The organism is Desulfopila sp. IMCC35006, from assembly GCF_005116645.1.
GTDB lineage: Bacteria > Desulfobacterota > Desulfobulbia > Desulfobulbales > Desulfocapsaceae > Desulforhopalus_A.
On sequence record NZ_SWCM01000022.1, the window covers coordinates 36,311 to 57,255 of the forward strand.

At 45.1% G+C, this 20,945-nt stretch carries 35 protein-coding genes and 2 pseudogenes; all 37 read right to left on the reverse strand.

Annotated elements, in window-relative coordinates; all coding sequences use genetic code 11:
- A complete protein-coding gene (locus FCL47_RS22710) occupies positions 1-747 on the reverse strand; it encodes an isoprenyl transferase (protein ID WP_136816012.1) in 747 nt (248 codons plus the stop codon).
- A 53-nt stretch (positions 748-800) separates the two neighbouring features.
- Positions 801-1,355 carry a ribosome recycling factor gene (gene frr / locus FCL47_RS22715; RefSeq protein WP_136816013.1) on the reverse strand — a complete coding sequence of 185 codons (555 nt, stop codon included), beginning with the start codon at positions 1,353-1,355 and terminating at the stop codon, positions 801-803.
- A gap of 39 nt (positions 1,356-1,394) precedes the next feature.
- Positions 1,395-2,114, reverse strand: coding sequence for a UMP kinase (gene pyrH / locus FCL47_RS22720; protein WP_136816014.1), 720 nt, complete (start codon positions 2,112-2,114; stop codon positions 1,395-1,397).
- Between the two features lie 96 nt (positions 2,115-2,210).
- Positions 2,211-2,807 (reverse strand): translation elongation factor Ts, encoded by a 597-nt coding sequence (tsf, locus tag FCL47_RS22725; protein WP_136816015.1) that lies wholly within the window; start codon positions 2,805-2,807, stop codon positions 2,211-2,213.
- Positions 2,808-3,127: 320 nt separating this feature from the next.
- Positions 3,128-3,928: a 30S ribosomal protein S2 gene (gene rpsB, locus FCL47_RS22730; RefSeq protein ID WP_136816016.1), complete on the reverse strand. Its 801-nt coding sequence runs from the start codon at positions 3,926-3,928 to the stop codon at positions 3,128-3,130.
- A gap of 512 nt (positions 3,929-4,440) precedes the next feature.
- Positions 4,441-5,175: a YkgJ family cysteine cluster protein gene (locus FCL47_RS22735; RefSeq protein ID WP_136816047.1), complete on the reverse strand. Its 735-nt coding sequence runs from the start codon at positions 5,173-5,175 to the stop codon at positions 4,441-4,443.
- Between the two features lie 168 nt (positions 5,176-5,343).
- A pseudogene (gene rplQ, locus FCL47_RS22740) lies at positions 5,344-5,691 on the reverse strand (50S ribosomal protein L17); the annotation flags it as partial.
- 78 nt (positions 5,692-5,769) lie between these two features.
- Complete coding sequence (locus tag FCL47_RS22745) at positions 5,770-6,810, reverse strand: DNA-directed RNA polymerase subunit alpha (RefSeq protein ID WP_136816018.1); 1,041 nt, start codon at positions 6,808-6,810, stop codon at positions 5,770-5,772.
- 220 nt (positions 6,811-7,030) lie between these two features.
- Positions 7,031-7,660, reverse strand: a complete 630-nt coding sequence (rpsD, locus tag FCL47_RS22750) for a 30S ribosomal protein S4 (RefSeq protein ID WP_136816019.1) — start codon at positions 7,658-7,660, stop codon at positions 7,031-7,033.
- A gap of 118 nt (positions 7,661-7,778) precedes the next feature.
- Positions 7,779-8,159 (reverse strand): 30S ribosomal protein S11, encoded by a 381-nt coding sequence (gene rpsK, locus FCL47_RS22755; protein WP_136816020.1) that lies wholly within the window; start codon positions 8,157-8,159, stop codon positions 7,779-7,781.
- A 24-nt stretch (positions 8,160-8,183) separates the two neighbouring features.
- A complete protein-coding gene (rpsM, locus tag FCL47_RS22760) occupies positions 8,184-8,549 on the reverse strand; it encodes a 30S ribosomal protein S13 (protein WP_136816021.1) in 366 nt (121 codons plus the stop codon).
- A 48-nt stretch (positions 8,550-8,597) separates the two neighbouring features.
- Positions 8,598-8,711 (reverse strand): 50S ribosomal protein L36, encoded by a 114-nt coding sequence (gene rpmJ / locus FCL47_RS22765; protein WP_136816022.1) that lies wholly within the window; start codon positions 8,709-8,711, stop codon positions 8,598-8,600.
- Between the two features lie 14 nt (positions 8,712-8,725).
- Positions 8,726-8,962 carry a translation initiation factor IF-1 gene (gene infA, locus FCL47_RS22770; RefSeq protein WP_136816023.1) on the reverse strand — a complete coding sequence of 79 codons (237 nt, stop codon included), beginning with the start codon at positions 8,960-8,962 and terminating at the stop codon, positions 8,726-8,728.
- Between the two features lie 91 nt (positions 8,963-9,053).
- Positions 9,054-9,821, reverse strand: coding sequence for a type I methionyl aminopeptidase (gene map, locus FCL47_RS22775; RefSeq protein ID WP_255580822.1), 768 nt, complete (start codon positions 9,819-9,821; stop codon positions 9,054-9,056).
- A 21-nt stretch (positions 9,822-9,842) separates the two neighbouring features.
- A complete protein-coding gene (gene secY / locus FCL47_RS22780; protein WP_136816025.1) occupies positions 9,843-11,147 on the reverse strand; it encodes a preprotein translocase subunit SecY in 1,305 nt (434 codons plus the stop codon).
- A gap of 66 nt (positions 11,148-11,213) precedes the next feature.
- The gene (rplO, locus tag FCL47_RS22785; RefSeq protein WP_136816026.1) at positions 11,214-11,669 is read right to left on the reverse strand and encodes a 50S ribosomal protein L15; all 456 of its coding nucleotides are present in this window, start codon (positions 11,667-11,669) and stop codon (positions 11,214-11,216) included.
- A 1-nt stretch (position 11,670) separates the two neighbouring features.
- Positions 11,671-11,853, reverse strand: coding sequence for a 50S ribosomal protein L30 (gene rpmD, locus FCL47_RS22790; protein ID WP_136816027.1), 183 nt, complete (start codon positions 11,851-11,853; stop codon positions 11,671-11,673).
- 74 nt (positions 11,854-11,927) lie between these two features.
- Positions 11,928-12,440 carry a 30S ribosomal protein S5 gene (gene rpsE / locus FCL47_RS22795; RefSeq protein WP_136816028.1) on the reverse strand — a complete coding sequence of 171 codons (513 nt, stop codon included), beginning with the start codon at positions 12,438-12,440 and terminating at the stop codon, positions 11,928-11,930.
- A 27-nt stretch (positions 12,441-12,467) separates the two neighbouring features.
- Positions 12,468-12,833 (reverse strand): 50S ribosomal protein L18, encoded by a 366-nt coding sequence (gene rplR / locus FCL47_RS22800; protein ID WP_136816029.1) that lies wholly within the window; start codon positions 12,831-12,833, stop codon positions 12,468-12,470.
- A gap of 46 nt (positions 12,834-12,879) precedes the next feature.
- Positions 12,880-13,419, reverse strand: coding sequence for a 50S ribosomal protein L6 (gene rplF, locus FCL47_RS22805; RefSeq protein ID WP_136816030.1), 540 nt, complete (start codon positions 13,417-13,419; stop codon positions 12,880-12,882).
- Positions 13,420-13,442: 23 nt separating this feature from the next.
- The gene (gene rpsH, locus FCL47_RS22810) at positions 13,443-13,841 is read right to left on the reverse strand and encodes a 30S ribosomal protein S8 (RefSeq protein ID WP_136816031.1); all 399 of its coding nucleotides are present in this window, start codon (positions 13,839-13,841) and stop codon (positions 13,443-13,445) included.
- Positions 13,842-13,898: 57 nt separating this feature from the next.
- The gene (locus tag FCL47_RS22815) at positions 13,899-14,084 is read right to left on the reverse strand and encodes a type Z 30S ribosomal protein S14 (RefSeq protein ID WP_136816032.1); all 186 of its coding nucleotides are present in this window, start codon (positions 14,082-14,084) and stop codon (positions 13,899-13,901) included.
- Between the two features lie 51 nt (positions 14,085-14,135).
- Positions 14,136-14,675, reverse strand: coding sequence for a 50S ribosomal protein L5 (gene rplE / locus FCL47_RS22820; RefSeq protein ID WP_136816033.1), 540 nt, complete (start codon positions 14,673-14,675; stop codon positions 14,136-14,138).
- 32 nt (positions 14,676-14,707) lie between these two features.
- A complete protein-coding gene (gene rplX, locus FCL47_RS22825; protein WP_136816034.1) occupies positions 14,708-15,043 on the reverse strand; it encodes a 50S ribosomal protein L24 in 336 nt (111 codons plus the stop codon).
- Positions 15,044-15,096: 53 nt separating this feature from the next.
- Entirely contained in the window at positions 15,097-15,465 is a 369-nt protein-coding gene (gene rplN, locus FCL47_RS22830) for a 50S ribosomal protein L14 (RefSeq protein ID WP_136816035.1), read from the reverse strand.
- 63 nt (positions 15,466-15,528) lie between these two features.
- Complete coding sequence (rpsQ, locus tag FCL47_RS22835; RefSeq protein ID WP_136816036.1) at positions 15,529-15,789, reverse strand: 30S ribosomal protein S17; 261 nt, start codon at positions 15,787-15,789, stop codon at positions 15,529-15,531.
- A 64-nt stretch (positions 15,790-15,853) separates the two neighbouring features.
- Entirely contained in the window at positions 15,854-16,042 is a 189-nt protein-coding gene (gene rpmC / locus FCL47_RS22840; protein WP_136816037.1) for a 50S ribosomal protein L29, read from the reverse strand.
- Positions 16,039-16,455 (reverse strand): 50S ribosomal protein L16, encoded by a 417-nt coding sequence (gene rplP / locus FCL47_RS22845; protein ID WP_136816038.1) that lies wholly within the window; start codon positions 16,453-16,455, stop codon positions 16,039-16,041. Before rplP ends, rpmC begins: the two co-directional genes overlap by 4 nt.
- A 42-nt stretch (positions 16,456-16,497) precedes the next feature.
- Positions 16,498-17,148 (reverse strand): 30S ribosomal protein S3, encoded by a 651-nt coding sequence (rpsC, locus tag FCL47_RS22850; RefSeq protein ID WP_136816039.1) that lies wholly within the window; start codon positions 17,146-17,148, stop codon positions 16,498-16,500.
- 145 nt (positions 17,149-17,293) lie between these two features.
- A complete protein-coding gene (rplV, locus tag FCL47_RS22855; protein WP_136816040.1) occupies positions 17,294-17,626 on the reverse strand; it encodes a 50S ribosomal protein L22 in 333 nt (110 codons plus the stop codon).
- A 45-nt stretch (positions 17,627-17,671) separates the two neighbouring features.
- Positions 17,672-17,947, reverse strand: coding sequence for a 30S ribosomal protein S19 (gene rpsS, locus FCL47_RS22860; protein WP_136816041.1), 276 nt, complete (start codon positions 17,945-17,947; stop codon positions 17,672-17,674).
- Between the two features lie 18 nt (positions 17,948-17,965).
- Positions 17,966-18,787 (reverse strand): 50S ribosomal protein L2, encoded by an 822-nt coding sequence (gene rplB, locus FCL47_RS22865; RefSeq protein ID WP_136816042.1) that lies wholly within the window; start codon positions 18,785-18,787, stop codon positions 17,966-17,968.
- A gap of 86 nt (positions 18,788-18,873) precedes the next feature.
- Positions 18,874-19,161, reverse strand: coding sequence for a 50S ribosomal protein L23 (gene rplW, locus FCL47_RS22870; protein WP_136816043.1), 288 nt, complete (start codon positions 19,159-19,161; stop codon positions 18,874-18,876).
- Positions 19,158-19,781, reverse strand: coding sequence for a 50S ribosomal protein L4 (rplD, locus tag FCL47_RS22875; RefSeq protein WP_136816044.1), 624 nt, complete (start codon positions 19,779-19,781; stop codon positions 19,158-19,160). The genes rplW and rplD overlap by 4 nt, the downstream gene beginning before the upstream one ends.
- Before the next feature lie 35 nt (positions 19,782-19,816).
- Complete coding sequence (gene rplC / locus FCL47_RS22880) at positions 19,817-20,446, reverse strand: 50S ribosomal protein L3 (RefSeq protein WP_136816045.1); 630 nt, start codon at positions 20,444-20,446, stop codon at positions 19,817-19,819.
- Between the two features lie 41 nt (positions 20,447-20,487).
- Positions 20,488-20,799 carry a 30S ribosomal protein S10 gene (gene rpsJ, locus FCL47_RS22885; protein WP_182749376.1) on the reverse strand — a complete coding sequence of 104 codons (312 nt, stop codon included), beginning with the start codon at positions 20,797-20,799 and terminating at the stop codon, positions 20,488-20,490.
- A 12-nt stretch (positions 20,800-20,811) separates the two neighbouring features.
- Positions 20,812-20,945, reverse strand: a pseudogene (gene tuf / locus FCL47_RS22890) (elongation factor Tu); the annotation flags it as partial.

Sequence of the window (20,945 nt, forward strand, 5' to 3'; positions counted from 1 at the left end):
CTATACAGAATTCAGCTGCTCCCCTGTGCGCCCGAACCGCCTCTCCCGAGACTGGTATTCTGAAAGTGCCTGCAGGAACGCCTCTTTTCGGAAATCCGGCCACATGATTTCAGTAAAATATATTTCAGCGTAGGATAATTGCCACAGCAGAAAATTAGACAACCTTGCCTCGCCGCCGGTACGGATCATCAGGTCCGGGTCCGGAAGCAGACGGGTATCAAGATTTTCACTAATAGACTGATCGGTAATCTGCTCCAGGCTCATGTCACCCTGTACACATCGGGAACTTATCGTTCTTACCGCCCGAACGATCTCGTCGCGACTGCCGTAGCTGAGAGCAAGATTCAGGGTGAGTTTACTATTGCCGGCCGTCTCTTTAATGCTCTGTTCCAGTGCCGCTCGAACCGCTTCAGGCAGGCGCTGCCTGTCACCGATTGACAGGAGGCGGATATCATTTTTCAACATCCGGGGGAGCTCAGCCTCAAGGTATTTTTTCAGGATACTCATTAAACCGGTAACTTCCTGAGCAGGTCGGCGCCAATTCTCCGATGAGAATGCATACAGGGTAAGATACTCGATGCCGATTTCGCGACACGCTTCAACAATCTCCCGAACCGATTCTGCGCCGGCTTTATGGCCAAACAGCCTGGGTTGTCTTTTCCTCTGCGCCCATCGCCCATTGCCGTCCATAATAATGGCAACGTGGCGCGGAAGTCGGTGCAAATCAAGTGGGAGAGTGGTGGACATACCAGGCCTATGATGAAATGTTGAGAAAAATTAATGATAACAGCAGGAGGATATCATACCTCCATGACTTCTTTTTCTTTGCGAGCGGTCACTTCATCAATTTCTTTAACATACATGTCCGTTTCGCTTTGAGCTTCATCCTGGAATTTGAAGAGTTCGTCCTCGGAAATTTCCTTATCTTTTTTCTGATTCTTCAGCGTCTCAATGGCATCTCGACGAATGTTGCGAATGGCCACGCGGAATTCTTCAGCAATCTTTCTGACCGATTTCACCAATTCTTTACGGCGTTCTTCGGTGAGTTGAGGGATATTCAGACGAATAACTTTCCCATCGCCCATAGGATTCAGTCCTATGCCGGATTTCTGAATGGCTCTCTCGATGGCCGGCAGCATTTGCGGGTCCCAAGGTTGAACGACAATCAGTCTGCTTTCCGGGATGGTGATCGTCCCCACTTGATTAAGAGGCATGGAACTGCCATAGGCATCAACCATTATACCATCCAGAATTGATAAAGACGCCCTTCCGGTACGGATCTTTGCCAACTCGCTTTTAAAAGCTTCGACACTTTTTTCCATCTTGTCGGACGCTTCCAGGATCACTTCATTCATGATTTCACCTCTGCTGTAGATCAGTTGTTCGATCAGGATTTATGATGTTATCAGCGTACCGACATTTTCACCCATGGCGGCACGTTTTATATTGCCGGCGACCGACATATCCAGAACCATGATAGGCAGTTTGTCTTCTTTGGCCAGGGAGATGCCTGCGGCATCCATAACTCTCAAACCTTTCTGCAGGACATCATCGTAGGTAAGCCGATCGAATTTTATGGCTTCAGGATATAGTACAGGGTCCTTGTCGTACACGCCATCAACTTTGGTTGCTTTTATAACGAGATCGGCATCGATTTCCAGAGCCCGCAAGACACCTGCCGAATCAGTTGTAAAATAGGGATTTCCCGTTCCCGCCGCAAAAATGACGACTCTGCCTTTTTCAAGATGTCTGGTGGCCCTGCGCCGGATATACGGTTCGGAAACTGACTGCATGGGAATAGCCGACATGACCCGGGTGATGACGCCAGCTCTTTCCAGGGCGTCCTGCATGGCCAAGCTGTTCATGACCGTGGCCAGCATGCCCATATTATCAGCGGTAGTCCGGTCCATCCCCTTGCTTGCCCCGGCAACTCCCCTGAAAATATTCCCCGCGCCAATCACCAGACCCAGCTCCACGCCGGTCTTTACTACTTCTTTGACTTCATCCGCAACAAACTCAAGTACTTTAGTGTTGATACCATAGGCATCATTTCCCATGAGCGCCTCACCACTGAGTTTCAGCAGTATTCGCTGGTACTGTAACTTGTTGGTCATAGTATTTTCCTTGAAAGATATTTATCGAGACGAAGACTGGTTTTACGAGCAGGTAGTCAACTGCAGACTACCTGCCGGAGAAATACTATCAGGATGTTATTCTACGCCTACCTGGAAACGGGCAAATCTTTTGATCGAGATATTTTCACCGATCCGGCCAACAAGCTCGTTCAATATATCCTGGATGGATAAATCCTGGTTTTTGACAAACTTCTGCTCCAGCAACACAATGTCGGCGAGAAATTTTTCTACCTTGCCGGCAACCATCTTCTCGACAATTGCTTCAGGTTTGCCAGAATCAAGGGCCTGCTGAACATAGATTTCTTTTTCCCGGGCGATCACTTCAGCCGGAACCTCGTCCCTGCTGACTGCAACTGGATTGGTTGCAGCGATATGCATTGCCAAATCCCGGGCAAATTCACGGAAATCGTCGTTTTTGGCGACGAAATCTGTTTCGCAGCCCAATTCCACCATCACCCCGAGCTTGCCCCCGGCATGAATATACGTTTCAATAACCCCTTCACTTGTCGCCCGCCCTGCCCTTTTTGCTGCTACGGCCAATCCTTTCTGACGAAGCAAATCAACTGCTTTTTCCATATCGCCATCAGTCTTTTCAAGGGCTTTCTTACAATCCATCATGCCCGCTTGTGTTTTATCACGCAGGTCCTTTACCATCTTACTTGTAATCGCCATGGTAAATCTCCTTTGACTTATATGAGAGTAATATTTTTTTCAGTGCATCCCGGAGGGCTTGTATTGAAAAATGATTCTAGACATTACATACGAAAAAGGGGCAGTCACAAGACAGCCCCTTTTCATCAACGACTCTTGCTTTCACCGAGTCCCATTACAAAGCATTTCGGGACCCGGTTCAGTTCGCCCCAGCGGGGCGCTCTTTTCAGTCCCCGTGCTTTAGCGGGGATACGTTCCTGTACGAAATAATGCTCCTGTAAAAAACACAAGAATATTAATCCTCAGTCTCTGAAACCCAACCTGACAGGCTCGGGTAAAGATTATGCTTCGCTTTCAACTGCATCACCTGCGATGTCACCATCGGCAGCGCCAGCTTCTTCCCTGTCCATTTCCCCCATTGAAGCGGCAATAGCTTCCTCTGAGGCATTTTCACCATCGCGGAGAGCCTGGCCGGTCAGTATCGCTTCGGCCACATGCAGACTGATGAGACGAATTGATCTGATAGCATCGTCATTGCCAGGAATCACGAAATCGATGTTATCGGGGTCACAGTTGGTGTCAGCCATGGCCACGACTGGAATACCAAGCTTATTTGCCTCGCTTACCGCAATTGTTTCTTTACGCGGATCGACAACAAACATAACTGAAGGCAAAGAGCGCATATTTTTGATACCGCCAACGTTTCGTTCAAGCTTGATTCGCTCTTTTTCCATGAGAAGTATTTCTTTCTTCGGAAATCGATTGATGGAACCGTCGGCCTGCATGGATTCAATAGATTTCAAACGATCAATACTGTTTTTGATGGTCTGAAAATTGGTCAGCATCCCACCGAGCCAGCGATGATCAACGTAGAACATACCTGCACGTTTTGCTTCGTCACTGATAATCGCCTGAGCCTGGCGTTTGGTTCCGACAAAAAGAACCGATCCGCCCTTTTTCACTTCTTCGATAATAAAATCACATGCTTTATCAAAAAGTCGTTTAGTTACATCGAGATTGATAATATATATCCCGTTACGGGGCCCATAAATATAGGGCTTCATTTTGGGATTCCAACGCCGTGTTTGATGTCCGAAATGGACACCGGCTTTCAGCATGTCTTTTACTGTTGCACTTGCCATAATTTTCTCCGTTTCTGGTTTTTCCTCCACCTTCTGTAATCGTGAACAGCATCTGCATGTTGCACGACACCAGCTGTGAGCGAAGATGTGTGTTGTAGACCGGTAAAAGGTTTCAGCACTTTCACAATGCAATAATAAACTTTTACAGGCCCTATTGCCCCCATACTGCGGGGATTAAAAAATAACGTTTTGTCGGGATTTTATTGAAAGACATTTTCATCCGCCCAATAAAAAAGACAACGTTACTGTCTACCACTAGTTGAGCTCTTTTGCAACTCCTGGTTGCAAATATTGCAATGTAATTCTGCATGATGCTGGCGACGAAATATTGTTATCTGCTGAGCAGTCCAACAAAACCCTCGACTTTAAGCACGATAGCTTCGCCAAAGGAAAATCTGTTCTCACGGCGCAAACTGATGCAGATTTTGTTCCGTATGGTCCTCCGGAATTTTACCTGCCTGTCCGCAACACACAGGGCAGCTTATGCCTTCGCGGAATTTTTCCCGGAAGTTCTATTTTCGTATGAGAGACGATTTACCGGTCAGAATGAGTTTGAGCCACTGCCAACCGAATTTAAGCAATTCACTGTCTTCCCGGCTGATTCGTTTTTTAAAATCTTTGTCCATCTGAAACTGCTTAAGAAGCATATTTTCCGCAGCAAAGCGGCGAAAACCATCTATATTGTAACAAACCATGAAAGCGAGTTGCTGCTTTTCACCGCCCGCCCCTTCGCCACGCCATGGGTTCTGGCGAAATACAGTATCGATTTCAGCCCATAATTCATTCATTACGTTATAATCGACGAGCTTCTGATTTCTAACCCAGGTGTTAACTTTCCACTTTTTATTTTCATTATGCCCGAGGCAGTATGGATGGTGGGTCAGAAAATAATATTCATCAGCGACGCCAGCAATATTCGAACGGTCGACCGCTCTTTCCAGGGGGTATGTCCTACAGGCAGAAGGCCGATCATTATAAACCGTGCAACCGGAACTCGTTAAAAAAGGGCACGCCTTCTGTTCATCGGCAGTTAATTTGAGTTTAACTGTCGGAAAGTAGGGGTTATCGCCTTTTTCAAGACCTGTATACATGCGCAGACATGTCTCTGAATCAATGCCGAGGGCACTTTTCAAGCGAATGATATCGTAAGGGTAGAGAATCATGTCTACATTCCGACAACAAAAGGTAAAACATGCAACCCCGGGATGACACGCAAACTGGAATTCTGACTCCCCGAGCGGAACCATCCCTTCAGGGAATTTTTTTTCGGAAATATCCAACAAATACCTCCCCTAATCCGATTATCAACCAACAAAAAAAAAGCTGGCAGGAACAAACGCCCCAGCCAGCTTTAACCTGCAATAAGAGCCATTTTAGCTTTCGGCCTTCGGTGCCTCAATGACTTCTTCATACCCTACCAGTTCAATGATCGCCATCCCTGCAGCATCACCTTTTCGGATGCCGGTTTTAAGAATGCGGGTGTATCCACCTTTCCGATCAGAGAATTTGTCCTTAATATCGGTAAAGAGTTTCTCGACAACATCTTTACTCCGGATAAAAGAAAGTGCCTGCCTTCGAGCATGCAGGTCATTCTTCTTGGCAAGAGTAATCATCTTCTCAGCTATCGGGCGGAGTTCTTTTGCCTTCTCAGCAGTGGTGACAATACGTTCATGCTCAAACAGAGAGGTGACCATATTTCTGAACATTGCCATCCTGTGTGATGTGGTCCGTCCTAATCTTCTACCTGCTAATTTATGTCTCATCTCTATATCCTCAGCTACAGCCTAAAACCTGACAGGAATCCTATCAGTAAATTATAAATAATTGCGGCTAGTTTTTCACTACCCTTCTTCTCTATCTGCGCGGTTATGCGGCGGAATCCAATTCTCAAACTTCATTCCAAGCGTCAGATCCATTTCAGCGAGAAGAGCTTTAATTTCATTGAGTGACTTACGCCCAAAGTTTTTGGTTTTCAACATCTCTTGATCGGTTTTCTGTGCAAGATCCCCAATATAATTGATATCGGCGTTTTTCAAACAATTAGCTGAGCGAACAGACAACTCGAGATCTTCCACTGGTTTATCGAGGAAAGGATTCAATGGCTCACTGTCCCTGTTGCTATCTTCAACTACCTCGGGTTCGGCATCTTCCTCATCAAAATTGATGAAAATAGTCAATTGTTCCTTGAGGATCTTGGCGGCATAAGCCAATGCATTTTCCGGCCGCAGACTTCCATCAGTCTCAATCTCAATAATCAACTTATCATAATCTGTCTGCTGTCCAACACGAGCCTGAGAAGTACTGAATTGAATTTTTTTGACTGGCGTGAAAATAGCATCGATTGGAATTTGGCCAATTGAGAGATTTTCTTTATCCATTTTCTCGGCAGGTTGATAACCTTTGCCCCATTCAACCGTCATTTCGGCATGAAACGTGGTCGGTCCGGTGAGAGTACAGATAACCTGATCTTTGTTCATTACTTCGACAGAACCTGATTCGATAATATCACCGGCCGTTACAACACCAGGTCCATTTTTCTCAACCGTAATCTTTTGAGAATCGGCTGAATGCAGCTTAATTCTCACCTGTTTGAGATTCAGAATAATTTCGCTGACATCCTCCATGATATCTTTCATGGAGGTAAATTCATGCAACGCACCTTCGATTTTCACCGAGGTAATTGCAGCACCCTGAATAGATGATAAGAGGATTCGCCGTAGGGAATTACCAATGGTGGTTGCGAATCCTCTTTCCAGGGGCTGACATATGAATTTGCCATATATGTCAGTATATTTTTCTCTATCAACCTCGAGTTTCTCAGGTTTTATCAGCTCGTGCCAGTTTCTGTGAAACGGTATTTTTTCGTCGGCAACTTGAGTCATAGTTTCCTTCTCTGCGTTTCTACTAACTTAGTAGTGTATGCCTTATGAGTATCTTTCTGATTCTTTTCTTATAAAAAATCTGCAAAATACTTATGCCCCTCTAAGGGGTGCCAAAGAGAGTCAATGTTAAACACGTTGACTCTCTTTTTCGGTATCAATATATGTTTATTGCGTACAAGCTCTGCACAAAGGAAATGCGCAATCCAGTCATTCAAATCAATTATTTGGAATAAAGCTCGACAATCAGCCTTTCCTGAATTGGTAAGGTGAGTTCTTCTCTATTAGGTAATGCTTTAACCGTAGCTTTGTAATTGTCTTTCTCCAACTCAAGCCAGCTGGGTATTCCACGTCGCACAACAGCTTCTAAATTTTCGTTAATCGTCCCATTGGCACGGCTCTTTTCTTTTACAGTAATCACATCACCAGGCGACACGAGAAAAGAGGGGATGTTAACCTTTTTTCCGTTGATCTGAATATGATTATGTCGAACAAACTGTCGAGCCTGCTTCCTTGATGACGCAAAGCCTGCACGAAATATGGTATTATCCAAGCGGCGTTCGATCATAATAAGCAGGTTTTCACCCGTGACACCTTTCTGCGCATCAGCTTTATGGAAGGACAGACGAAACTGACCTTCGAGCATACCGTACATGCTCTTTACTTTCTGTTTTTCCCGAAGCTGGATGGCGTAATCCGACAATTTCTTAAATCTTGCCTGTCCATGCTGACCCGGTCCAAATGCTCTTCTTTCAAAGGAACATTTGTCGGAGTAACAGCGATCGCCCTTGAGGTACAATTTTAAATTTTCTCTTCTGCATCGACGGCATGCAGCACCTATATTTCTAGCCAACTTAGGCCTCCATTATCTTTAGTACCTCAGAATCCCTTTTCATTTAAAAGAAAATTCATGAAGGTTCTTTTCCTGCTCTACTCAGCAGGGTTAGATTCTATAACAGTAGTGTGAGCCGTTAAACTCGACGGCGTTTTGGAGGTTTACATCCATTATGGGGGATCGGAGTAACATCGTAAATACGACTTACTTCAAATCCGGTAGTGATGAGAGCACGTAAAGCTGCTTCCCTCCCAGGACCTGGACCTTTCACCTTGACTTCAACCTTCCGCATTCCCACATCAGCTGCCTTTTTAGCAGCATCCGTCAGTGCATTCTGAGCCGCAAAAGGAGTGCTTTTACGCGAACCTTTAAACCCAAGGACGCCGGCACTGCACCAGGAAACTACGTTACCCTGTTTATCAGATATGGTAACGATCGTATTGTTGAAAGTAGAATAAATAAAAACAATACCCTCAGGTATGTTCTTTTTTACCTTTCTTTTTTTTGCTACAGCCATAACTTACACCTGTATTAAGTTCTATTATTTGCGGCGACCCGCATTGCGGCGAGGTCCTTTTCGGGTCCGAGCGTTGGTCTTGGTTTTTTGGCCGCGCACTGGTAAACCCATGCGATGACGACGGCCTCTATAACATCCAAGATCAGTCAACCTTTTAATGTCCATGGACACTTCTCGCCGGCGATCACCTTCAACGACGTACTCATCTTCGAGTACCTTCCGAATCCGGTTCACATCGTCACCGTCCAGATCATCGCTATTCATGGTGAACGGCAGATCGACTTTTTCAAGAATCTTACGAGCGGAAGTTAACCCAATACCATGTATGTAAGTTAACGCTCGATCCATATGCTTATTTTTGGGAAGGTCAATTCCTGCTATACGTGCCAAGGTACATCTCCTTAAAAGAAGTAGGTAATTAAAAGCGGCAACACTTGTTTATCCCTGCCTCTGTTTATGTTTTTTTATCTTACAGGAAACGCGAACAATACCGTGTCGCTTGAAGATCTTACAATCACTGCACATTTTTTTTACAGACGCGCGTACTTTCATGATAAACAAACTCTCTATTTATTCTTTTTGGCATTTTTTGCCCGAAACGTAACCCTGCCCCGACTCAAATCGTAAGGAGAGAGTTCAATAGTTACCCGATCGCCGGGCAAAATTTTGATAAAATGCATACGCATTTTTCCCGAGATATGAGCAAGAACCTTGTGACCGTTATCCAGTTCGACTCGAAACATCGCGTTTGGTAACGGTTCAATAATAGTGCCTTCTACCTCAATTGCTTCTTCTTTAGACATGTAGTATCCTGAAAATTCGATGTTCAGTTAAAAACGGAACAGTATAATACAACTTCCCGTAAAAGAGAAGAAATATTTCCCCGAGCCTCAACTATTTCATGGAACTCAGAACGAGCGGTCCATTTTCAGTAACGGCTATCGAGTGTTCAAAGTGGGCAGAAGGTTTCTTATCACCGGTTATGACTGTCCACCCGTCCCGCAGTACTTTCACCTTATGCGTCCCCATGTTAACCATTGGTTCAATTGCCAGCACCATACCCGGCAGTAACCTTGCCGTATGGCCTCCCTGGTAAAAATTGGGTATTTCAGGGGCTTCATGCAACTCGGTTCCGATTCCATGACCGACAAATTGACGCACTACAGAAAATCCATTGGTTTCAACGTGGGTTTGTACCGCCTTCGATATATCGCCCACCCTGTTGCCAACTACTACCTGTTCAATTCCTTTTTCCAAACTTTCCCTGGTAATTGTTAATAAACGATCCACCTGCTCAGTAACACTTCCAACTGGAAGCGTGATCGCCGAATCACCATAAAAGCCTTTGTAACGAACGCCAAAATCTATTGATACAATATCGCCCTTTTTGAGTCTTTTCTTTTTCGACGGGATTCCGTGCACAACTTCTTCATTTACAGAAACACACAAAGAGCCAGGGAAACCATGATATCCTTTGAAAGCGGGTTGAGCATTTCTTGCTACACACAACTCCTCGGCAAGTTTATCAAGCTCCCAGGTTGTTATCCCGGCCGAAACTATCTTTTGCAGCATCTGCAGGGTTTCAGCGACTATTTGGTTAGCCTCCTGCATGAGCAGAATCTCGTCATTATTCTTTAAAACGATATTTCTGCCACTTTTTATACTATCAGCTGCCGACACCTGCTACCTGCGTCCCTTAATCCGACCCTGTTTCATAAATCCTTCGTAGTTGCGCATATGCAGGTGCGATTCGATTTGAGAGATCGTATCGATCCCTACACCCACTACAATTAACAATGCAGTGCCGCCGAAAAAGAAGGGGATATTAAATTGAGATATCAGCACGGTTGGCAAAACACAGACTGTGCTGAGATAAATCGCTCCTACCACGGTAAGGCGAGTCAATACTTTGTCAATAAATTCAGCGGTCTTTTTACCAGGACGTATGCCCGGTATGAAACCACCATTTTTCTTAAGATTTTCTGCTACATCATCAGGCTTGAAGGTTACTGCAGTATAGAAAAAGCAGAAAAACACTATCATTCCAATGTAACAAATATAGTAATATATAGTTCCGGGATGCATCGCAGCCGATACTCGCTGCACCCAGTCAATATGAATAAAACTGCCTATAGTAGCAGGAAACATCATAATTGAAGAAGCAAAGATAGGCGGAATAACACCTGAAATATTTATTTTCAAGGGCAGATGCGAACTTTGTCCACCATATACTTTCCTGCCAACAACCCTTTTGGCATATTGTATCGGTATCCTCCTCTGTGAAGTCTCAAAGAAGACGATGGTAGCGACTACAGCCAGCATGAACAGGATGAGAAATGGCACAAAAAACAGAGAGATTTCGCCTGCTTTTACCAGTTGAATAGAGTTCACAATAGCCGCAGGTCCACGGGCAACTATTCCGGCGAAAATTATCAGCGAAATGCCGTTGCCGATCCCTCTTTCGGTCATCTGCTCGCCAAGCCACATTATGAAGGCCGTTCCCGAAGTAAGAGTCAGCATTGTCATCAGCTTAAACTGAATACCCGGCAAAAGAACAATTGCCTGGCCCCCAGGTCCGGTCATTCCTTCAAGCCCTACAGCAATAAACGTCCCCTGAATTACACTCAGAAATACCGTCCCGTACCGGGTGTACTGCGTTATCTTCCTCGTGCCCGACTGACCTTCCTTTTTCAGCGCCTCAAGCTGCGGGATAACCACAGTTAAAAGCTGAATGATAATGGAGGCGCTGATATAGGGCATGATCCCCAGGGCGAAAATGGAGAAATTAGATAATGCCCCCCCAGAGAACATATTAAACATGCCGAAAAGAGTACTCGCATTCTGGTTAAAAAATGCCGCTAACGCTTCTCCGTTTATTCCAGGAGTGGGGATTTGGACCCCCATCCGGTAAACAGCAAGCATGATAAGCGTAAATAATACACGCCTACGTAACTCAGGTATATTTGCAGCACTCTGCAATCCACTCATTATCCGTACCTATTTGCAATGCATCTCTAAAAAAGTTAATCGGGGAGAAAAAGAGCTGACAGCTTCTCAGGCTTCTTTTGGCTCCCCTGAAATCACTGTACCGCCTGCAGCTTCAATGAGTTTTTGCGCAGCTCCGCTAACTTTATCGACCTGGACTTTCAGCGGGTTTGTCACTTCACCATTGGCGAGTACTTTGACAAACATGCCTTTCTTAACTACCCCTGCCGCAACGAGAGTGTCAACGGTAATTACTTCATCACTTCCCAGGCCATTGAGCTGACTGAGAGACACAAGTGCAAACTGTTTCTTAAAAGTGTTGGTAAAACCACGTTTCGGCAAACGGCGCTGCAACGGCATCTGTCCACCCTCAAAACCTGGTTTTACACCAGAACCTGAACGCGACTTGAAACCTTTGTGGCCTCGCCCTGCGGTTTTACCATGCCCACTGCCGGGTCCCCTGCCTAAACGTTTTTTTTGTTTCGTTGAGCCGGCTTTGGGAGAAAGATTCGCTAAGGATAACATGCTATACCTCCTCCATACGTACAAGATGCGATACCTTTCTCAGCATTCCCCGCATTTCGGGGGTATCTTTTCTTGTTACAGTTTTATTCATTTTGGTGAGCCCAAGCCCGATTAATGTCGCATTAATTTTTTTGGTACTGCCAATACCACTCTTCACAAGAGTAAAAGTAATTGTCTCGGCCATTTAACTACCTTCTTTATTCAAATATTAGACAACAGAAACCTTCGGGAACCTGTCCGACACCATTTCTGTTGTAATTATGCAGTTATTTCTTCTATGGTTTTACCACGCAGCGAAGCAATACTCTGTGCTGTTCGCAGTGCGCCCAATCCATCCAGGGTAGCCTTAACCATGTTATGTGGATTATGCGATCCCAGACATTTAGTGAGTATATTAGAAACACCAGCAGCTTCGAGTACCGCGCGCACAGGGCCGCCGGCGATCAGACCGGTACCCGCTGATGCAGGTTTCAACAACACTTTCCCGGCACCGAATTTTCCAACAACCTGATGGGGAATTGAATTTTCCGTAAGCGAGACAGCAAACATATTCTTGCGTGCTTTCTCGATACCTTTCCGGATCGCATCTGGAACCTGATTCGCTTTACCAAGGCCGTAACCAACTTTGCCTTTTCCATCGCCAACCACAATGATAGCACTGAAGCTGAATCTCCGGCCACCTTTAACAACTTTTGCAACGCGGTTGATGAATACTATTTTTTCGATCAGTTCCTCAGTAGGAGCACTTTTGGAACGTTTGAAATCAGACAAGGGACACCCCCGTTATAATAAAAATCATTAAAATTCAAGACCACCTTCCCGAGCACCCTCGGAAAGAGATTTTACCCGGCCGTGATAAACTGATCCTCCGCGATCGAAGATCACCTTGTTAATTCCGGCAGCCTTGGCGCGAGTTGCGAGCATTACGCCGATTCTTTTTGCTGCTCCGACCTTTCCTTTTTCGTCGCCCGCCTCAAATTCCTTATCGATGGTGGACATGGAAACCAGCGTATGTCCTGCCACGTCATCAATAATTTGAGCATACATATGTTTATTACTCTTAAAAACTCTCAGCCTTGGGCGTTCGCTGGTACCGGAAATTTTTTTCCTGATCCGGCGGATACGTTTGGCCCTAGCTGTGGTCTTGGGGTTTGTCTTAGCCATTGCAATTTACCATTCAGTTTAATATTGACCTGTTCGACCGTACATTTTACTTGGCGCCAGCTTTGCCAACTTTTCTTACGATATGTTCGCCTTCATAACGAATGCCCTTGCCCTTATAGGGCTCAGGTTTCCTTATCTGGCGTATTCTTGAAGCAACAAGTCCAAGCAGTTCTTTATCAATGCATTCCACAATGATCTTGGTATTTCCCTCGACTGAAGCCGTGACTTCTTTGGGCAACTGAAAATTGACCGGATTCGAATATCCGACATTCAGTGTAAGCGTTGCGCCACTGACATTGGCTTTATAGCCAACACCTTCAATGATTAAAACTTTTTTGAATCCGTCGACAACACCGATCACCATATTGTTGATCAGACTACGGGTCAGGCCTCGAAAGGCATTTACCTTAGTGCTTTCAACACGATTGTTGACTTGAATGACATCATCCTGGATATCTATCTCAATATCCTGGTTAATTTCACGTTTCAGTGTACCTTTTGCTCCAGTAACCGTCAGTTGTTGACCCTGTAGATCAATCTTAACCCCTGCGGGTACCGGAATTGGTTGTTTACCAATACGAGACATAATTTCCTCCGTTAACCGCGGGTCTACCAGACCTCACAAATTATCTCCCCACCCGCATTCAGTGCTCTGGCTGTTTTATCAGTCACAACACCTTTGGAAGTGGATATAATGGCGATCCCGAGACCGTTCAACACCTTCGGAACAGCATCCACCTTGGCATATTTCCGCAGCCCAGGTTTACTCACTCTTTTTATTCCTGTGATAACAGATTCCCTGTCCGGACCGTATTTCAGATCAATTTTCAGGGTATTCTGAATTTCTCCAGGAATGATCTTATAATTTCCGATGAAGCCTTCGGCCTTGAGAACCTTCGCAACATCAACTTTGACAGTGGAGGTTGGCATCTCAACAGATTCAAACTTCGCCATTACTGCATTTCGTATCCTGGTCAGCATATCTGCCAGGGGATCGCTCATTGACATAGCGAACACTCCTTTTTTCAAAATTGTAAACGGGTCATACAGTGATAGAGAAAAAATCTACCAACTGGACTTGGTGACACCAGTTATTTCACCGCCGAGAGCCAGTTTACGGAAGCAAATTCGACACACACCAAATTTTCTAATGAACGCTCTAGGACGACCACAAAGTGGACATCTATTATACTTTCGCACACTAAACTTAGCTTTGCGTTGCGATTTTGCGATTATGGATTTCTTAGCCAAACCGACCTCCAGATTATCTCTATTAAAATGATTTTGTTAAAACGAAAATGGTTATTTTTTAAAAGGCATGCCCAGCATCTTCAGAAGAGAGTATCCCTCTTTATCAGTTTTTGCAGAGGTCACAATGGTAATATTCAGCCCCTTAATCTTATCTATTTTATCGTAATCAATTTCCGGGAAAATAATTTGCTCCTGAACACCCATGGAATAATTGCCTCGCCGGTCGAACCCTTTGGGAGATAAACCTCTGAAGTCACGTACTCGAGGCAGAGCAATATTTACCAGTTTGCTGAGAAAATCATACATTTTGTCACCCCGGAGTGTGACACAGCAACCAATCGGCATTCCTTCGCGCAATTTAAACGTGGCGATGGATTTTTTGGCCTTGGTAATGATCGCTTTCTGACCGGCAATCAAACCCAGTTCTTCCGCAGCACCTTCAACAATCTTGGGATTTTGTACAGCTTCACCAAGACCCATGTTAATAACTATTTTTTTAATCTGAGGAATCTGCATGGCATTTTTATAACCAAATTCCTCTTTGAGTGCAGGAACACACTCATTAAAATACATATCTTTTAGCGTACCCATGTATAACTCCTAGCGTACCAGTATTTGATAATCTATGATTTACTCTCGATGGATTCGCCACAACTCTTGCAATAGCGTACCTTGCTCCCATCATCGAGGACCTTCTTTCCTATGCGACCAGTCTTGGTGCACTCAGGACAAATAAGCTGAAGATTGGAAACGTGGATAGGTGCTTCCTTTTCCACAATCTGGCCCTGCTGATTCATCTCTTGCGGCTTGGTATGTCGTTTAATTAAATTAATACGCTCAACCACGGCCTTGTCGTCTTCACGAAGGACCCGAAGAACTTTTCCTACCCTGCCCTTATCTTTACCGGCAATTACTTCAACCTGATCGTTTTTCTTCAGGTATGTCATACCCTGTCTCATTGCTCTACCTTTATCCAATCAATGTATCTTTGCACCGCGCACCGAACTGATTCTTACAGTGCTTCTGGGGCTAAAGATATAATTTTCATGAACCCTTGGTTACGTAATTCCCGAGCGACTGGTCCAAAAATACGAGTACCAACTGGTTCGCCCGAAGTCGCCAGCATAACTGCTGCGTTATCGTCAAACTTGACCCAAGTATCGTCCATGCGCTTCATTTCTTTCGCTGTACGAACAATAACAGCTTTCATGACATCGCCTTTTTTTACTTTGGCGTTTGGGATAGCTTCTTTTACAGCTACGACGATTACATCGCCAATCGTGGCGTAGCGCTTGCCGGAACCGCCAAGGACTCTGATGCAGAGTACTTTTTTAGCACCGGAATTATCAGCAACATTCAGTACTGTTTCTGTCTGTATCATAATTTCACCTGATTTCTCATCCGAAACAAGTCGTTATTATCGACTTGGCACATAAGGCCAGTATCAAACCGCCTGTTCCAGTATCGTCATTACCCGCCATCTTTTTCGTTTGCTCAGCGGTCGACATTCTTCTATAAGAACGGTATCTCCGATGTTGCAGCGGTTCTCAGGATCATCGGCCAAATACTTGACGCTTGTTTTCATGAATTTACCATAAAGTTTATGGCGAACCTTGCGCTCTACTCGAACGACAACACTCTTTTCCATTCTGTTACTTACAACAGAGCCAGTTCTTGTCTTTCTAGATTTATTTATTTCACTCATAATTTAGTCAATTAGTGATGTTTTTTAGAACTCGACCATACGCACTAAATTTCCTATCAATACGTCAATTAACCGCTTGCATTTTGATGGTTTCGATTCTAGCAATGTCTTTTCTAATTTTCTTTAGTCGAGATGTATCTTCCAGAGGTCTAATACGATGCTGAAAAGAGAGATTTCCCAATTCCTCGCGCAGATCTTTTAAATTTTTTTCAAGTTCCTCTGCGGTCATCTTACGGATTTCTTCCAATTTCATAGGGTACCTCTCTTAGTCACAACCTTGGTCGAAAAGGGCAATTTATTGCCGGCGAGCGTCAAAGCCTTGATAGCCACTTCCTCGCTCACACCGGTGATTTCATAAAGAATCGTCCCCGGCTTTACTTTTGCAACCCATGAATCAGGTGCGCCCTTACCTTTTCCCATACGGGTTTCAGCAGGCTTTGAAGTTAATGGTTTATCAGGGAAAACACGTATCCACACCTTTCCCCCACGTTTCATCGTTCTATTGATAGTGATACGAGCAGCTTCTATCTGCTGTGCCGACATGAAACCGCATATGGTTGCCTTGAGGGCATAATCACCAAAGGAGATTGAGGAACCACGAAGAGCAACCCCTCTTGACCTTCCTTTGAAAACTTTTCTATGTTTAACCTTTTTAGGACTTAACATCTTTTACTCCAAATAATTTATGGAATCCCTTGAACAGCATGCTTACTGCACAGTCCCTGTATCAGTGTCGCTGAGGACCTCGCCATTGAATATCCACACCTTTACCCCAATGATTCCATAGGTGGTATTGGCTTCTGCTAAGGCATAGTCAACATCGGCACGCAGGGTGTGAAGGGGTACCCTTCCCTCTCGAACCCATTCGCATCGTGACATTTCCGCTCCGCCCAATCTGCCGGAACAGGAGATTTTAATGCCTTTGACGCCAAAACGAAGTGCAGAGCTGACCGCTTTTTTCATTGCCCGACGAAAAGCAATTCGTCGAATAAGCTGCTGGGCAATATTTTCTGCCACAAGTTGAGCATCCGCTTCAGGTCGTCGAACTTCCTGAATATCGAGTGTTACTTTGCGGGTTATGAGTTTTTCAAGCTCTTTTTTAAGTATCTCAATTTCAGCACCTTTTTTACCTATAACTATCCCAGGCCTGGCAGTGAAAAGCTTGATCCGAACCTGCTCTCCTGTCCTTTCAATCTTGACGCTAGACAGTCCAGCATGCTGGAGACGCTTTTTGAGAAACTTTTTAATTTTTTGGTCTTCAATCAGATAAGTGGAATATTCCTTATCAGCATACCAGATCGAATCCCATGTCCGGGTAATATTCAGTCTAAGTCCGAGTGGATTAACCTTCTGCCCCAAAACAGTCCTCCAACAAATCCATTGTTCAATTAAAAGTTTAGTACTCTAACAATGCGCCGAGTTCACCTCGTACACATCCTTTTCAGTACTTATCCCGTATATCGGGTATATAGTTATCACAGTATCCTATACTGTGATTAACAGACTAATTCTCATCCAGTACAACAGTGATGTGACTCGATCTCTTGATGATGCCCGTCGCTCTACCTTGAGCCCGGGGACGAATCCTCTTAAGGGACGGCCCACCATCAATCACTATTGATTTTACATACAGATTGTCTACATCTGCCTGATCGTCCTGAGTCGCATTAGCAACAGCCGACTCAATGACTTTCTGGATTATACCGGCACCTTTTTTGGGCATGAAACGAAGGGTGGTGATCGCCTGATCAACTCCCATACCCCGTACCACATCGGCAACTAAGCGTGCCTTCTGCGGAGAGATCCTAATATATTTTCCTACGGCTTTTGCTTCCATAGTTAATGCTCCTGATGATTCCTGCCGGAAACTCTATTTTTCTAACTATCGTTTACCTTTTTTGTCCGACGCATGTCCATAGTAGGTCCTGGTCGGAGAAAATTCTCCGAGTTTGTGACCGACCATGTTCTCTGTAACAAACACTGGAATGAACTTCTTTCCATTGTGCACAGCGAAGGTGAGTCCAACCATTTCAGGACTGATATCGGATCTCCTCGACCATGTCTTAATGACCTTCCTGGACCCGCTTTCAAATGCATCGGTCACTTTCTTTTGCAGATGATCATCAATGAAAGGACCCTTTTTGATTGAGCGTGACATACTTAAACTCCTCGTAACTTAAGATCTCTTCTTGACAATCATTCTGTCAGAAGCCTTCTTTTTCCTGGTCTTGAACCCTTTAGACGGAATGCCCCAAGGACTGCATGGATGCCTTCCACCCGAACTCTTTCCTTCACCACCACCCATCGGGTGATCTACCGGGTTCATAGCCACGCCGCGAACGGAAGGACGTATTCCCATCCATCTGGTACGACCGGCCTTCCCGAGTTTGTTGCTTTCGTGCTCACGATTACCGACCTGACCGATGCAGGCGCGACAATTATTGTTGAACTTTCTTACCTCACCGGATGGCAGACGAACCAGGACATATGCCCCTTCCTTGGCCATCAACTGCGCAGCAGTTCCTGCACTCCGGACCATCTGAGCACCCTTGCCTATTTTCATCTCTATATTGTGAATAATAGTACCAAGGGGAATATTGACGAGAGGCAGACAATTGCCCGGTTGAATATCTACTGAATCGCCGGCCACAATCGTATCGCCAACGGTGACACCATCAGGTGACAGAATGTATCTTTTTTCACCATCTTTATAGTTCAGCAAAGCGATATTCGCCGAGCGGTTCGGATCATACTCGATTGCGATCACTTCTGCATCAATATCAACCTTATTTCGTTTGAAATCGATGATACGGTATTTTCTTTTATGACCGCCACCTATATGTCGCGATGTGATGCGACCGTAGTTGTTTCGGCCACCTGATTTACTCAGACTGCAGACGAGGCTTTTTTCCGGTCGCTTATTTGACACATCCGGATTTTTCGACGACACGTGCTGTCGCTTCCCAGGTGATGTTGGTTTGTATACTTTAATAGCCATGATTTCCCAATCGCTCCATCATTATTAGATTAAATAAAATCTTGCAATGTAGAAGGTAGATGATCGTATGAATTGAAACGTATGATCTACAATTCATCCGCAAAGTTAATAGTTCCTTCCGACAAGGTTACATAGGCCTTTTTCCAATCATTGGTAAAGCCGACCGTCTTCCCGACCCTTTTCTTCTTACCGCGAAGCGTAACGGTTTTCACATCTTTTACTTTCACATTGAACATCAGTTCAACCGCATTTTTAACTTCTATCTTGTTCGCCTTGCGATGTACCTTGAAAACAATCTTACCGTTTTCTTCCTGCATCAAGGCAGCCTTCTCGGTGAGGCAAGGCCCCTGTAGTACGCTATAGATGTTTTTCATGCCATTAACCTCTTTTCAAGGCTTTCAATTACCGGTTGCAGCAGGATCACCTTTTTATGTAACAGCAGGTCATATACGTTGAGGCCTTCGGAAGACATCACTTTGTAGCCGTTTACATTACGTGAAGATTTCGTCAAAGTTTCTGGAGCGTTGTCAGTTACTATGATTCCGTTGTCCACGTCAAGGATATTCATGATCTTGACAAATTCTTGTGTCTTAATCTGTTCCATGGAGAAATCGTCGAGAACAACGAGGTTGCCTTCCTGGAACCGAGCGCTGAGCGCCATTGCAACCGCCTGTTGTCTTACCTTGCGGTTCACCTTAAAATTGTAATCTCTTGGTTTTGGTCCAAAAGCGACACCGCCGCCTCGCCACAAAGGTGACCTGTTAGTGCCTGCTCTTGCTCGGCCGGTACCTTTTTGCTTCCATGGTTTTCTACCGCCACCACTCACTTCGACTCTCGTTTTCGTACAGGCATTACCGGCACGCCTTCCTGCGCGCTGCATGCGGACAACTTCGTGAAGGATATATTCTTTCACTTCACGGTTGAACACAGCATCGTTCAGTTCGATCTGGCCAACACTTTCATTCTTTGTGTTAACTATATTTACAGTAGACATAATTATCTCCTCGAACCTGTCAGATCCAATTGCTATTATTTCTTGAAAATCTTCAACAGGCCGTTTTTTGCTCCAGGAAGCGGTCCTTTCAAGAGTACAACATTTTCCTCGGCGCGAACATCGACCACAATCACGTTTTTGCGCAATACGGTGTCATTGCCCATACGCCCAGGCATTTTCTTCCCTTTGACAACCCTGGCCGGATACGCGCTGCACCCAATCGAACCTGGGGCCCTGTGGAACATAGAACCATGACCGGACGCACCACCACTGAAACCGTGACGCTTGATAACACCCTGGAATCCACGTCCTTTGCTGGTACCCTGAACATCTACCTTGTCGCCAACCTTCATGACGGAATCAAGAGAAACTTCCTGACCTACTTCATAAGAAGATCCGGCATCCACCCTGAATTCACGAACAAAGTAATACCCTTCAGAATTTGACTTTTTGAAGTGTCCACTCAAGGCCTTGTTAATTCTGCGAGGTTTTTTATTGCCAAAACCAACCTGAATGGCACTATAGCCGTCAGTAGTTTCGTTTTTTACCTGCAGTATTTTGCACGGGCCAGCTTCTATAACCGTCACTGGCACTGATTGACCCACTTCATCGTACACACGAGTCATCCCGACTTTCTTTCCTAATATACCCATCGACTTTGGCATAATATTACCCGATACTTCGATTTACCTTTACGTCGCGCCTGTTACGGCAACTTGATTTCTACATCGACGCCTGCGGACAGTTCCAGCTTCATAAGCAGATCAATCGTCTGCTGGGTTGGCTCCAGAATATCCAATAAACGGCGATGGGTTCTCATTTCAAAGTGCTCTCGAGACTTTTTATCTACGTGCGGTGAACGAAGAACACAGAACTTGTTGATAGTGGTTGGCAATGGAATCGGCCCGGCCACTGCAGATCCAGTTCTTCTCGCTGTTTCAACGATCTCGGTCGTAGATTGATCAAGTAATTTATGATCATAGGCCTTCAGCCGGATACGAATTTTTTCTGTTGGTATCATGACACACCTTTAAGCAATAATTTCACTGATAACACCGGCACCAACAGTTCGCCCGCCTTCACGGATGGCAAATCGCAGACCGACATCCATAGCAATCGGCGTAATCAACTCAACCGCTGCGCTGATGTTGTCCCCGGGCATTA